This is a genomic window from Sporosalibacterium faouarense, from assembly GCF_016765695.1.
Classification (GTDB): Bacteria; Bacillota; Clostridia; order Tissierellales; family VENL01; genus Sporosalibacterium; species Sporosalibacterium faouarense.
This window is the reverse complement of record NZ_JAETGO010000018.1, coordinates 19,670-33,381: the sequence shown is the minus strand read 5'-3', so window position 1 is coordinate 33,381 and position 13,712 is coordinate 19,670. Positions and strand designations below refer to the sequence as shown.

Below are 13,712 nucleotides of genomic sequence, written 5' to 3'. Positions count from 1 at the left end.
AAGTGATAACAGATGTCGTTATTAGATAAGTTTGTGCATACAAATATTAGCCAGCCCTATATTTTAGTGTGTTCTTCAAAGGCACAGATGCTTTTTAGTAAGGAGTTATTAGATAAAGAATCTATTTTAAATGAGTTAATACCAACTCCTAAGGGATTTGGTGGAGTATGTACCACAGCTATAAAATTTGATAAGAAATTTGAAAAGAAAGTTGAAGATATAGTAAAAGAGAATAGAATATCATATCAAGGAATTTATTCACTTGAACATAAATATAAATATGATTTAACTGAAATATATGAGTTCAAGATATCTGATAGGTTTAGAAAAATTGTTAAAAAAGTAGAAGCAAATATAGAGTTGCAAAAAGAGGAAGTAAAGTTTTTATTGGGGATTAATAATAAAAGTGAGTATAAGGCATTAATAAAAATGGCTGATATTATAAGAAAAGAATGTGTGGGAGATAGAATAGAATTAAGAGCAGCCATTGAATTTTCTAATTATTGTGGGAAAAATTGTAATTATTGTGGTGTGAGAAGAGATAATTCAACTCACAGATATAGAATGAGTGAGGAAGAAATATTACAGGAAGTTGATAAATTATATAAAATAGGAATTAAAACAGTTATATTGCAATCAGGAGAAGATCCATATTATACAACTGATATGATTTTATCAATTGTTAAGGAAATTAAAGATAGATATAAGATGGGTATTACTTTAAGTATAGGAGAAAGAAAAGAAGAAGAATATAAATTATTTAGTGAAGCTGGTGTTAATAATTATCTATTAAAAATTGAGACTGCCAATGAAAGGTTATTTAATAAAATTCATCCTGATGATAGCTATGACGATAGGGTGAGTCATCATGGTTTTATTAAGAATGCAGGAATTAGATTAGGGTCTGGAGGTATGATAGGTCTTCCAAGTCAAACTATGGATGAAATATCAGAAGACATTATTTTTCAGAGGGATTTTGGTGTTCATATGATAGGTTTTGGACCTTTTCTACCAGCAAAAGGGACTCCATATGCTGAAGAAAAAAAGGGAGATTTAGATTTAACCTTGAAAGTTGTTGCTATTACAAGAATAATCTGTCAGCATGTATTTTTACCTGCAACTACAGCCATTGCTTCACTACACCCAGATGGACAAACACTTGCTCTTAAGGCAGGAGCCAATACTATTATGTTGATAAGCACTCCTCAACATTTGAGGGAGAATTATCAAATTTATTCTAAAAAGAATATGGTAGATTTAAGCTTTGCCATAAAATCCACCGAAGAAGCAGGTAGAAAGCTACCTAAATATTTAAATTATGAATATATTAAGCAATTAGGCTATAGAATAGATGATAAACTAATAAATTAAGGGGTGAGTTTATGAATAATACACCTAGAGCTAACAGGCCCCATATTGCTATATTTGGGAGAAGAAATGCAGGAAAGTCAAGTTTAATAAATGCCATAACTAATCAAGATATAGCATTGGTAAGTGAAACGAAGGGCACTACAACGGACCCAGTATATAAATCAATGGAAATATTACCTTTAGGTCCGGTGGTATTAATTGATACAGCCGGTATTGATGATGAAGGTGAATTAGGAGAATTAAGAGTAAAGAAGACATTGACTGTTTTAGATAAAACTGATTTAGCTATATTACTAATAGATGTACATGCAGAAAATCTAGGATTCGAAGAAGAAATAATAAAGATAATAGATAAGAAAGGCATTCCATTAATAGGTGTCATTAATAAAATTGATCTTACTGAAAATGAAATAGACAAATATAATAGTACTCTAAATATTAATTTCATACCCGTTAGTGCAAAGACTGGTGAAGGAATAACAGAGTTAAAGAATAAAATTGCAAAAAAGGCAGAAAATATTGATTTTGAAGAGCCGGCAATTATTGGAGATTTAATTAATAGATTTGATGTAATCTTACATGTTGTTCCTATAGATGATGCAGCTCCTAAAGGAAGATTAATATTACCGCAAGTTCAGACTATTAGAGATGTATTAGATCATAATGGTATAAATATAGTAGTTCAAGATACAGAATTAGAAGAAACTATTAAGATGTTTAGAGATAAAATTAAAATAGTTGTAACTGATTCACAAGCCTTTGGTAAAATTAGAGATATTGTTCCTAACGATATATATCTAACAAGTTATTCAATTTTATATGCTAGATATAAAGGAGAATTAAATGAACTGGTAAGAGGAGCTAAAGCTGTTAAGTCATTGGAGGAAAATGATTTAGTATTGATTAGTGAGTCTTGTACTCATCATCGTCAAAAAGGAGATATAGGTAGAGATAAAATACCTAGATTTTTACAGGAATTATCTAATAATAAACTGAATTTCGAATGGAGTTCAGGTACTACAATTCCAAATGATCTATCTAAGTATAGCATGATAGTTCATTGTGGAGGGTGTATGATAAATAGAAAACAAATGTTAAGTAGAATAAATAAAGCTAAAGAAGGAAATATTCCCATAGTGAATTATGGTGTTTTTCTTGGCATGAAGTTTGAAGTTCTAGATAGGGCTTTAGATTTATTTCCAGAAGCTAAAGAAATCTGGAATAAGTAATGCTATTATAATATGAATTAAATAGTTAATTTTAATATGCTCCACCTTTTAGTTTTTTTATTAGAGCTGATTACTAAAAGGGGAGCATATAATTTTATATAGAAATACACTGTTTTTATTAAATTATTATTTTTTTATGGTAATATTTTTTATATTTTTCATAAAAAATAATGTTTATGTGTTATAATATATAATCGGAAACATAAATATTTAATAGTTAATGTAATTGCATATTGATATTAATTAATAGTATCTAGATATTTGTGAATTTAGCCGTATGTATTGAATATTTAGATGTAAGAATGGTTTTATTAGGATCCGTTTAGATTCAATTTTAACTGAATGTAAGAAATTAATTATGCAATTTCTTTAAATTATTTTTATGAATTACTAGAATATTTATTTTGAGTAATCTTCCCGTGGTTTATCTTATCTAAGCAGTCTTTTTAGCAATCATATCTTTAAATAATAATCCTATTCAATACTTAATAGAGTGATTTGAAAAATTTAGTGCTAATTTGGACAAACCTATAATAATTTTTATAAATAGATATAGATATTTTATAAATGAGTATTGCTTAAGAAATATAATAATTCATGTTATAGATAGATAAAATTTATTGACAATAGACACTATTAGATCATATTTAAAGAGTATTATAATAAAAAAAGTGAGGTGAAAGAATGGGGAAACTTGTTGCTGTTTTTAATCAAAAAGGTGGTGTAGGAAAGACAACTACAAATGTTAATTTGAGTGCTTGCTTAGCAAAGATGAATAAAAAAATATTAGTAATTGACATTGACCCACAAGGGAATACAACAAGTGGTTTAGGTATAAATAAAAATGAAGTTGAGCTTTCTATATACGATGCTTTAGTTGATAAGATTGATATAAGAGAGACTATTATTGAAACTAATATTGAAAATTTAGACCTAATTCCATCAAATATGAATTTAGCAGGAGCTGAGATTGAGCTTACTAAGAGCGAAAATAGAGAATCTTCTTTGAAGGAATCTGTACAAGCTATTAAAGGAAATTATGATTATATTTTTATTGACTGCCCACCATCTTTAGGGCTATTAACTATTAATTCTTTAGTTGCTGCTGATAGTGTGTTAATTCCTATTCAATGTGAATATTATGCTCTTGAAGGTGTTAGTGCCTTGATAGATACTATTAGATTAGTTAAGAAGAGCTTGAATCCAGCTATAGAAATTGAAGGTGTGGTATTGAGTATGTTTGATGGTCGAACTAATCTCTCGATTCAAGTAGTTGATGAAGTAAAGAATTACTTTAAAGGAAAGGTATATGCGACTATAATACCTAGAAATGTTAGATTAGCTGAAGCTCCCAGCTTTGGAATACCAATAATAGATTATGACTCTAACTCAAAGGGAGCACAAGCTTATATGGAATTAGCTGAAGAATTTATTGATTGTGCAGAGGGAGTGATTTAGATGGCTAAAAAAAGGACAGGTTTAGGAAAAGGTCTATCGGCTTTAATCCCAGATCAACCTATAAACAATGATAACATTGATAATAAAGCTAGTATTGAAGAAATTGATATCACTTTTATTGAACCAAATAAAGAACAGCCTAGACGAGAATTCAATTCTGTAAAACTAAATGAATTAGCAGAATCAATTAAAATACATGGAGTTATTCAACCAATAATTGTTCGAAAGAAAGAAGAAGGCTATGAATTGATAGCTGGTGAGAGAAGATGGCGAGCATCAAAGCAAGCTGGACTAAAAAGAATACCTTGTATAATTAGAGAGATAGAGCAGCTAGATTCTACTAAAATAGCTTTGATTGAGAATATACAGAGGGAAAATTTAAATCCTATTGAAGAAGCTTTAGCATATAAGTCTCTAGTGGAGAAACACGAGTTAACTCAAGAAAAGATATCTGAGATAGTTGGAAAGAGTAGATCATACATAACAAACTTACTTCGATTATTGAATTTGGATAAAAGAGTTATAGGTTTAATTATGAAAGGTGAAATCACAAGTGGCCATGGAAGAACCTTGCTAGCAGTGGAAAATAAAGAAGTCCAATATAAGCTAGCTAAGTCTATTATTGAAAAATCTTTGAGTGTCAGGGAGACTGAAAAATTAGTCAAGAATTTAAGTGAAAATAAAAAAAATAAAAACAAAAAAGATAATAGTGTAGATGACCCAATTATTTCGGGAATAGAGGAGTCACTGAGAAAAACTTTAGGAACAAAAGTAAAAATAGTTAAAGGTAGAAAGAAGAGCAAGATAGAAATAGAGTATTATTCTGAAGAAGATTTGGATAGAATATTAGATGTTTTATCAATAAACTAATGTTTCACGTGAAACATTAGTTTTTTTTATCAGTAATAATATTACTGATTTATTATATTAGATATAATTATAGTTATATAATTAATGTATTTTAAAGAAAATGCTAATTATGAGATTTTTAAATATTAACTTTTCTTCTATTTACTTTATGAAAATTATAGTCCAATAATAATCTAACAAGTAGTAATTCAGTTAAAATTTCTTGTAGATTTATCAATGAAATTTTTCATGAATAATAAGGTTTTATAATAAAAAATCCGATATTTTTCTAATGGTTTTCATAAATTGTAACATTTTAAATTTGTTTTTTATTAGATACGTTGCAATCTATTCTTGAGTAAAATTTAAATATACAATTTTTTTAAAATAAAGAATTTGCATATTTAAATTTTATGCAAGATTATATTTCTGCGACTTCGCTATTCAGCTACTCTACTATTTAATTTAAGGAACAAATGACTAAATAGGCTTCACCTAGGATGAGAGCTTGTAAAAACATATTAGATTTTGCCAATATACAACTTTCTCGAATAATAATTTATCTCATAGTGAGAGATAATATAATTAAATTTTAAATAATATTTAGGGAGATGTTACTTTGGTATGGTTAATTTTTGCCTTTATTGTATATTCAGCAATGTTTCTACTTGTTCCTCTAAAAAAAATTAAAAGGACTTGGTTTTGTGGTCTAATATCTCTAATTATTTTACTAATAATTGATAATACATTTATTAATCTTGGAGCTTTTGAATATATAAATATGAAATGGATTATATGGCACATACCATTATTTTATTGGCTAAGTGGATTCCCAGCAGGAATTATTCTTTTTCATTTTTATCCTAAAAAAGTTTTTTGGCAATTACCGTATATTGTTTTTATGACTTTGATTTTTTTAGCAATTGAATTTTTAATGATATGGTTAGGATACTTTGAACATATCAATTGGAGTGGAATTAATTCTTTTGTTCTAAATATATGTGGATTTATTATTACTATATGGAATACTCAATGGATCATGAATCAATTGAAAAAATAAGGTGTTTATCTAGTGTTTAATTTCTCCAGTTGTATGGATATCTAAAGTTTCAGTAATTGATAAATACTTATTAATTAATTTAAGCTTAAGTGAAAAAAAACTATATTGATACATTAGTATTTGATTTTATAGCATCAGAATTTATTGTTATTAGTTAAAAAAAACGGATATATATTATAAAAGTGAGAATATAAAAAGGAGTTTATATATGGATACTATCGAAGAAAACCTCAAGTATTTTATGAGCAAATACGAGGATGTCTATACTGCATATGAGAATTATGGGAAAAAAGTGCATTATGATGGAGGTCCTTTGGAAGAAAAGATAAGATGGTTAATAAAAGTTGCTATATCTGCCTCTTGTCAACATCATTACTCAATAAAAACTCATATAAGAAAAGCGTTTAAAAGTGGATGTACTAGAGAAGAAATAGAGCATGCAATTTTGTTAACTGCTCCCACAGCAGGATTTCCAACAATGATGGAAAGTATGTTAGCCCTTAGGCAAGAACTTGATAATAAGTAATATGATTTTTAGTTATACTAGATAAATGTTTCACGTGAAACATTATAAGATATATCACTATAATCTATACAACGGATAATAGAATATATAATAATACAATAAATACCATATGGAATTTTTTAGTCTTTTGATATAATATAAATGAATATATAACAAATTACCATCCCTTATTTTCATAAAAAAGGAGAGAGAAATGAATGGATGTGATTATATATCAAGTAGATGCATTTACGGACAAGCCTTTTGGGGGAAATCCTGCTGGTGTTGTTCCTGATGCCAGAGGACTTTCTGAAAATGATATGCAGAATATTGCTATGGAAATGAATCTTTCTGAAACAGCTTTTGTTATTGCTAAAGATCCTATGAACTTTGATATTAGGTTTTTTACACCAAAATGTGAAGTTGATTTATGTGGACATGCTACTATTGCTACCTTTTACACTTTAGCATATAAAGGCTATATTGAAGGAATAGAAAATGGAGTAGTAAAAGTATATCAGAACACAAAATTAGGTAAGTTACCAGTAGAGATTTATTATAGTGGTGGTGCAGTAGAAAGTATTTTAATGCATCAAGATAAACCTAGGTTTTTAGGTGCAATAGAAGATATTAATTCTATATGTGAATCTCTAAATATCAGTAGAGAACAATTAGGGATAGAAAATAACGACTTAGATTGCCAAATCATATCTACAGGTCTAGCTGACATAATGATACCAGTTAAAAATAAGGAAATATTAATGAATTTAAATATTAATTATGATAAGGTTTCAAAATTGTCTAGAGATAATGAGTCTATAGGTATTCATGTTTTTGCAATAGAAGATGAGTCGAAAATTTGGTGCAGAAACTTTGCTCCATTGGTAGGAATTAATGAAGAAGCTGCAACTGGTACTGCAAATGGCGCTTTGCTTTATTATCTTAAAAGAAATAATATATTGAAAGAAAACAAGATTAGAGTTTATCAAGGATATTCTTTAGGACGTCCTAGTATAATTGACTGTGAATTTGAAGAGAGAAATTCTGATAAAATCATTAAAGTGGGTGGAAAGGCTTCTATTGTAATAGAAGGAGTTATCAATATTTAAATAAGAATTTCATTATAAATTGAAATTTTATGGCTTAATGCTTAGTTTCTATTACAATTAGTTAGAAAGATAGCTAGTGATTACTAGCCTAGGTACTATAAAACGTACCTTAAAAATGAAGTGCGGGGTTCTATTATTATATAGTACGAGTTTGATTAATTGAGATATTAGTCAAGCTCTTTTTCTTTTTATTTAAAGGTAATAACTCAAAATACTTATTAAGATTGACAGCAAGGGGTTCCTAAAATTGCTTAGGATAAGTTTAATGATACTTTTAAGTGTAAGGACGTTTTTGTAAACATTCGTTAAAAATCGTACATTCTTATATATCAATAAAAATATAGTTATTTTAATATTAAATTAACAAAAATAGTACAAAATTTGTTGACATATATTGTTTAGCACTATATAATAAATATAGACTTTTCTTAGTTAATAAATTAACAAAATAAGAAAAGAACAATAATTTAATAATTATAGACAATCCAATGACACAAAAGTTTTGCTACCAAATTTAATGAGTTTGCAAGACTTTTTTTGTTTCTAAAAGAAAGTAATTCCAATACTAGAAAATTAATGCTTATTAAAAAGGGGGTTATCTATGTTATCTATTTAATTAGTTCGAATAAATAATTATGATGTTAATTTATACAAAGGACAATATTTTAACAAAGAAAGCGGGAAAATCTATTATTTATATAGGTTTTTAAAATTTTATATAGAAAAAAACTATATAAATAAATATAAAATAGAAAAATCTACTTTAAACATGATTAGTTTTAGCCTTGAAATTTACACAATTTAGCAAATGGTTTGAAGTTTTTGTAATAGTTTCAAATAAGATTGACATATTTTAAACAATTAATATATAATTTAAGCAAGAAAAGTTAAAACAATAGACATTATAAGCGTTAAAAAAATGACAATATGAAAGGTCTAAAGGAGGGTTATTAATGGGATTTAAGTTCGATTGGGAAGAAAACAAAGAAAAAATTGAAACACTTAAAGAAGTAATTGAAGAGAATAGAAGTAAAAAAGGTTCTCTAATGCCTGTACTACACAGAGCACAAAAAATATTTGGATATTTACCAATAGAGGTTCAATCAATTATTTCTGAAGAATTAAACGTTCCACTTGCTGAAATCTATGGAGTAGCAACATTTTATTCGCAGTTCTCACTAATACCAAAGGGGAAATATCAAATAGGAGTATGTTTAGGTACTGCTTGCTATGTAAAAGGATCACAATCTTTAGTTGATAAAGTTAAGAAAGAACTGAACTTAGAAGTAGATGGAACAACAGCTGATGGTAAATTCTCGTTACAAGCAACAAGATGTATAGGAGCCTGTGGATTGGCACCAGTTATGACAGTTAATGAAGATGTATATGGTAAATTAAAATCAGATGAAATTCCTAAGATATTAAAGAAATACATGGATTAATTAATATTAATATTTAAGTTAAATATATAAACTGGAAATGAAGAAAACAATGTTAGAAATAATTTATTAAAGACTAAAATTTGTGATGGAATAAATAAAAAATAAAAGTATTTTATTCTTGGAGGTGTAATAATGAAATCCTTAGAAGAATTAAAGAAAATTAGAGAAGAATCTCTTAAAAAAATAAATCTAAGAAAAGACAGAGGCGAAGGAACAAGAATAGTAGTAGGTATGGCTACATGTGGAATATCTGCAGGAGCAAGACCAGTTCTTATGTCCTTATTAGAAGAAGCAGATAAAAGAAATCTAGGAGATGTTCAAGTAACTCAGACAGGATGTATTGGAGTATGTAGATTAGAGCCGATATTCGAGGTGTACAAGCCTGGGGAAGAGAAAGTAACTTACGTTAATATGACACCTGAAAAAGCTAGAAAAGTTATGGCAGAGCATATTGTAAATGGAAATGTAGTTACAGAATATACAATAGGTGCAGCAGAATAAATATATAGATAAAATTTTTAGAGAGAAAAATTATAATTAATGCCTTAGAATGTAAAGGAGGGTAAGTGAAATGAATATCTATAGATCGCATGTATTAATATGTGGAGGTACGGGGTGTACTTCGTCTAAGTCAGATAAATTACAAGAAAAATTTGAGAAGCTATTAGTAGAGAAGGAATTAGATAAAGAAGTTAAAGTAGTAAGGACTGGATGTTTTGGTTTATGTGAAGCAGGTCCAATTATAATAGTTTACCCAGAGGGTTCCTTCTATAGTCAAGTTAAAATAGATGATGTAGAAGAAATAATTGAAGAGCACTTACTAAAGGGAAGAATTGTTAAGAGATTATTATTTAAAGATGCAATAGTTGAAGACATCGTGAAATCAGTTGATGAAGTAGACTTCTATAAAAAACAAAAAAGAATCGCACTTAAGAACTGTGGTGTTATTAACCCAGAGGACATAGATGAATATATAGCTTTAGATGGTTATCTAGCATTAGGTAAAGCCTTAACTGAAATGACTCCAGAAGAAGTAATAGAAACAGTTAAAGATTCTGGACTAAGAGGAAGAGGTGGTGGTGGATTCCCAACAGGATTAAAGTGGGGATTTACTGCAAAAGCAGAAGGGAATCAAAAATATGTACTATGTAATGCTGATGAGGGAGACCCTGGTGCATTCATGGACAGAAGTATCCTGGAAGGAGATCCACACTCAGTGATTGAAGCAATGGCATTAGCAGGATATGCAATTGGATCAAATCAAGGATATGTATATATAAGAGCTGAGTATCCAATAGCAGTAGAGAGACTTCAAATTGCTATAAACCAAGCAAGAGAAAAGGGATTATTAGGTAAAAACATATTTGGATCAGATTTTGACTTTGATATGGAAATTAGACTTGGAGCCGGAGCATTTGTTTGTGGAGAAGAAACAGCATTAATCGCATCTATCGAAGGTGAAAGAGGAATGCCAAGAAATAAACCTCCTTATCCAGCTAATAAAGGATTATGGCAAAAACCAACATTAATAAATAATGTTGAGACTTATGCAAATGTAGCGCAAATAATATTACACGGTGCAGATTGGTTTAAAGAGATGGGAACTGAAAAATCTCCAGGAACTAAGGTGTTTGCACTAGGTGGTAAGATAAACAATACAGGACTAATAGAAATTCCAATGGGAACTACTTTAAGAGAAGTAATATATGAAGTAGGTGGTGGAATTCCAAATGGCAAGAAGTTTAAAGCCGTTCAAACAGGTGGTCCATCAGGAGGATGTATTACATCTGAGTCATTAGATACACCAATAGATTTTGATTCCTTAACTTCTATAGGTTCAATGATGGGATCTGGTGGAATGATTGTTATGGATGAAGATGACTGTATGGTTGATATTGCAAGGTTCTTCTTAGATTTCACAGTTGAAGAGTCATGTGGTAAATGTCCTCCATGTAGAATTGGTACTAAAAGAATGCTTGAAATTTTAGAGAAAATAACTAGTGGTAAAGGCGAACCAGAAGATTTAGATAGATTAGAAAGATTAGCAGAAAACATTAAGGTATCTTCATTATGTGGACTTGGTCAGACAGCTCCAAATCCAGTATTATCAACGTTGAAGCACTTTAGACATGAGTATGAAGCCCACGTTAATGAAAAGAGATGTCCATTTCCTCATTTAAGAATAAATAGTATTTGAATATAATAATAATTAAATATAAAAACTAAAGAAAATATAGTGGGATTTTTAGATATATGTTTATAATAATTATACAAAAATGGGGTGTATAAATGAAATCAATAGAAGAATTAAGAAAGGTAAAAGAAGAATCACTTAAAAGAATTAATTTGAGGAAAGATCGTGAAGAAGGAACTAGAATAGTAGTGTCAATGGATACCTGTGGTATAGCTGCTGGAGCTAGGTCTATTTTAATGTCCTTATTGGATGAAGTAAATAAAAGAGATTTGAAAGATGTTACTGTAACTCAAACAGGATGTATAGGAGCATGCAACTTAGAGCCTGTTTTTGAAGTATATAAACCTGGGGAAGAAAAGGTAACTTATGTACATATGACTCTAGAAAAAGCTAAGCAAGTCATGGAAGAACATATTATCAATGGGAAGATAGTACAAGAGTATACAATCGGCTCAAATCAATAAATGATGAAATTTCATATTGAAATTTTATGCAAGATTATATACTCGTGACTCCAGTATTCAGTCACTTTACTATTTGATTTAAGGAAAAAGTGACTGAATAAGTCGTAGTGCTGATGAAATCTTGCAAAAATATAATTAATTTGTAAATATGCCATTTTTTCAAATATACAAATATTTTTTTCAAAGGATAAAATATAGTAATAATTACAGTAGGAATATGGGGGAGGGTAAACGGAATGAATATCTATAGATCACATGTACTAATATGTGGAGGTACGGGATGTACCTCCTCAAAGTCCGATAAGTTACAAAAGGAATTTCAAAATCTTATACAGAAGAAGGATCTGGATAAAGAAGTTAAGGTAGTAAGAACGGGGTGCTTTGGATTATGTGAAGCAGGTCCAATAGTAATTGTTTATCCAGAAGGTTCTTTTTATAGTCAGATAAAACTAGAGGATGTAGAGGAAATAGTAGAAGAACATCTACTTAAAGGTGTAGTTGTTAAGAGATTATTATATAAAGGAGCAATTAGCGAAGAAGCAATAAAATCAATATATGAAGTAGACTTTTATAAAAAGCAAGAGAGAATTGCCTTAAAGAATTGTGGTGTGATTAGTCCAGAGGATATATATGAATATATTGCATTCGATGGCTATATGGGACTAGCAAAGGCACTTACAGAAATGTCACCTGAAGAAGTTATAAAAGTTGTAACAGAATCAGGGTTAAGGGGTAGAGGGGGAGCAGGGTTTCCCACTGGTTTAAAATGGAACTTTGCTGCTAAAGCTACAGGAAATGAAAAGTATGTATTATGTAATGCCGATGAAGGAGACCCTGGAGCTTTTATGGATAGAAGTATACTAGAAGGAGACCCACATTCTGTGATTGAAGCAATGTCATTAGCTGGATACGCTATAGGATCAAACCAAGGGTATGTATATGTGAGAGCCGAGTATCCAATAGCTGTCCAAAGATTACAAATAGCGATAAATCAAGCTAGAGAAAAGGGATTATTAGGCAAGAATATATTAGGGACAGGCTTTGATTTTGATATGGAAATAAGACTTGGTGCTGGGGCATTTGTTTGTGGAGAAGAGACAGCATTAATTGCATCTATTGAAGGAGAAAGGGGAATGCCTAGAAATAAGCCTCCTTTTCCAGCAAATAAAGGATTATGGCAGAAACCATCATTAATTAATAATGTTGAAACCTATGCCAACATACCACAGATAATGCTAAAGGGTGTAGATTGGTTTAAAAGTATTGGTACAGAAAAATCTTCAGGAACTAAGGTTTTTGCATTAGGTGGAAAAATTGAAAACACAGGATTAGTTGAGATTCCAATGGGGACACCCCTTAGAAAAGTAATTTATGATATAGGTGGAGGAATACCAAATGGTAAAGAGTTCAAAGCAGTTCAAACTGGGGGACCATCTGGTGGATGTATTACTGCAGATCATTTAGATACTCCAATAGATTTTGATTCATTAGTAGCCTTGGGCTCAATGATGGGATCTGGTGGAATGATAGTTATGGATGAAGATAATTGCATGGTAGATATCGCTAGATTTTTTCTAGACTTCACAGTAGAAGAATCCTGTGGGAAATGTAATCCATGCAGAGAAGGTACTCAACGAATGCTAGAAATATTAGAGAGGATTACAGAAGGAAAAGGTGAAGTTGAAGATATTGATAAATTAGAAAGGTTAGCTAAAACAATAAAAGATACTTCATTATGTGGACTTGGTCAAACTGCACCGAATCCCGTTTTATCAACCCTAAAGTACTTCAGGCATGAATATGAGGCCCATGTGATTGATAAGACCTGTCCAGCAGGTCAGTGTAAGGCTTTATTAGATTACTTTATAACAGATAAGTGTAAAGGATGTACAAAATGTGCTAGAGTATGTCCAAGCAGTTGTATAACTGGAAAAGTCAAAGAAATACATTCTATTAATAATAAATTATGTATTAAGTGTGGGGCCTGTATGGAAGCATGCCCATTTGATGCAATAATTCTGAAGTAAAGGG

At 29.8% G+C, this 13,712-nt stretch carries 12 protein-coding genes; all 12 read left to right on the top strand.

Translation table 11 applies throughout. The features are described from left to right. Positions 1-12: 12 nt before the first annotated feature. The 12 genes from hydE to nuoF (JMO20_RS02490) all read left to right on the top strand — a co-directional run bounded on the left by hydE (position 13) and on the right by nuoF (JMO20_RS02490) (position 13,708). Complete coding sequence (hydE, locus tag JMO20_RS02545; protein ID WP_202707891.1) at positions 13-1,371, top strand: [FeFe] hydrogenase H-cluster radical SAM maturase HydE; 1,359 nt, start codon at positions 13-15, stop codon at positions 1,369-1,371. An 11-nt stretch (positions 1,372-1,382) separates the two neighbouring features. Beyond that, a complete protein-coding gene (hydF, locus tag JMO20_RS02540; protein ID WP_202707890.1) occupies positions 1,383-2,600 on the top strand; it encodes a [FeFe] hydrogenase H-cluster maturation GTPase HydF in 1,218 nt (405 codons plus the stop codon). A gap of 684 nt (positions 2,601-3,284) precedes the next feature. Continuing rightward, positions 3,285-4,058 (top strand): ParA family protein, encoded by a 774-nt coding sequence (locus JMO20_RS02535; RefSeq protein WP_202707889.1) that lies wholly within the window; start codon positions 3,285-3,287, stop codon positions 4,056-4,058. Beyond that, positions 4,059-4,928 carry a ParB/RepB/Spo0J family partition protein gene (locus JMO20_RS02530; protein ID WP_202707888.1) on the top strand — a complete coding sequence of 290 codons (870 nt, stop codon included), beginning with the start codon at positions 4,059-4,061 and terminating at the stop codon, positions 4,926-4,928. Between the two features lie 598 nt (positions 4,929-5,526). After that, a complete protein-coding gene (locus JMO20_RS02525; RefSeq protein ID WP_202707886.1) occupies positions 5,527-5,967 on the top strand; it encodes a hypothetical protein in 441 nt (146 codons plus the stop codon). Positions 5,968-6,175: 208 nt separating this feature from the next. Then, positions 6,176-6,493, top strand: a complete 318-nt coding sequence (locus tag JMO20_RS02520; RefSeq protein WP_202707885.1) for a carboxymuconolactone decarboxylase family protein — start codon at positions 6,176-6,178, stop codon at positions 6,491-6,493. 197 nt (positions 6,494-6,690) lie between these two features. Beyond that, positions 6,691-7,581, top strand: a complete 891-nt coding sequence (locus JMO20_RS02515) for a PhzF family phenazine biosynthesis protein (RefSeq protein ID WP_202707883.1) — start codon at positions 6,691-6,693, stop codon at positions 7,579-7,581. Positions 7,582-8,534: 953 nt separating this feature from the next. Then, positions 8,535-9,023, top strand: a complete 489-nt coding sequence (locus JMO20_RS02510; RefSeq protein WP_202707881.1) for an NADH-quinone oxidoreductase subunit NuoE family protein — start codon at positions 8,535-8,537, stop codon at positions 9,021-9,023. Between the two features lie 132 nt (positions 9,024-9,155). Beyond that, complete coding sequence (locus tag JMO20_RS02505; protein WP_202707879.1) at positions 9,156-9,524, top strand: (2Fe-2S) ferredoxin domain-containing protein; 369 nt, start codon at positions 9,156-9,158, stop codon at positions 9,522-9,524. Between the two features lie 70 nt (positions 9,525-9,594). Further along, on the top strand, positions 9,595-11,220 hold the full coding sequence (gene nuoF, locus JMO20_RS02500; protein WP_202707877.1) for an NADH-quinone oxidoreductase subunit NuoF: 1,626 nt from the start codon (positions 9,595-9,597) through the stop codon (positions 11,218-11,220). Positions 11,221-11,312: 92 nt separating this feature from the next. Further along, complete coding sequence (locus JMO20_RS02495) at positions 11,313-11,681, top strand: (2Fe-2S) ferredoxin domain-containing protein (RefSeq protein WP_202707875.1); 369 nt, start codon at positions 11,313-11,315, stop codon at positions 11,679-11,681. 236 nt (positions 11,682-11,917) lie between these two features. Further along, the gene (gene nuoF / locus JMO20_RS02490; RefSeq protein ID WP_202707873.1) at positions 11,918-13,708 is read left to right on the top strand and encodes an NADH-quinone oxidoreductase subunit NuoF; all 1,791 of its coding nucleotides are present in this window, start codon (positions 11,918-11,920) and stop codon (positions 13,706-13,708) included. Positions 13,709-13,712 lie beyond the last annotated feature (4 nt).

What these genes read in the sequence shown, in the direction of transcription:
- hydE (WP_202707891.1), top strand. Translation starts at nt 13, where the DNA reads ATGTCGTTATTAGATAAGTTTGTGCATACAAATATTAGCCAGCCCTAT.
- hydF (WP_202707890.1), top strand. Translation starts at nt 1,383, where the DNA reads ATGAATAATACACCTAGAGCTAACAGGCCCCATATTGCTATATTTGGG.
- JMO20_RS02535 (WP_202707889.1), top strand. Translation starts at nt 3,285, where the DNA reads ATGGGGAAACTTGTTGCTGTTTTTAATCAAAAAGGTGGTGTAGGAAAG.
- JMO20_RS02530 (WP_202707888.1), top strand. Translation starts at nt 4,059, where the DNA reads ATGGCTAAAAAAAGGACAGGTTTAGGAAAAGGTCTATCGGCTTTAATC.
- JMO20_RS02520 (WP_202707885.1), top strand. Translation starts at nt 6,176, where the DNA reads ATGGATACTATCGAAGAAAACCTCAAGTATTTTATGAGCAAATACGAG.
- JMO20_RS02515 (WP_202707883.1), top strand. Translation starts at nt 6,691, where the DNA reads ATGGATGTGATTATATATCAAGTAGATGCATTTACGGACAAGCCTTTT.
- JMO20_RS02510 (WP_202707881.1), top strand. Translation starts at nt 8,535, where the DNA reads ATGGGATTTAAGTTCGATTGGGAAGAAAACAAAGAAAAAATTGAAACA.
- JMO20_RS02505 (WP_202707879.1), top strand. Translation starts at nt 9,156, where the DNA reads ATGAAATCCTTAGAAGAATTAAAGAAAATTAGAGAAGAATCTCTTAAA.
- nuoF (WP_202707877.1), top strand. Translation starts at nt 9,595, where the DNA reads ATGAATATCTATAGATCGCATGTATTAATATGTGGAGGTACGGGGTGT.
- JMO20_RS02495 (WP_202707875.1), top strand. Translation starts at nt 11,313, where the DNA reads ATGAAATCAATAGAAGAATTAAGAAAGGTAAAAGAAGAATCACTTAAA.
- nuoF (WP_202707873.1), top strand. Translation starts at nt 11,918, where the DNA reads ATGAATATCTATAGATCACATGTACTAATATGTGGAGGTACGGGATGT.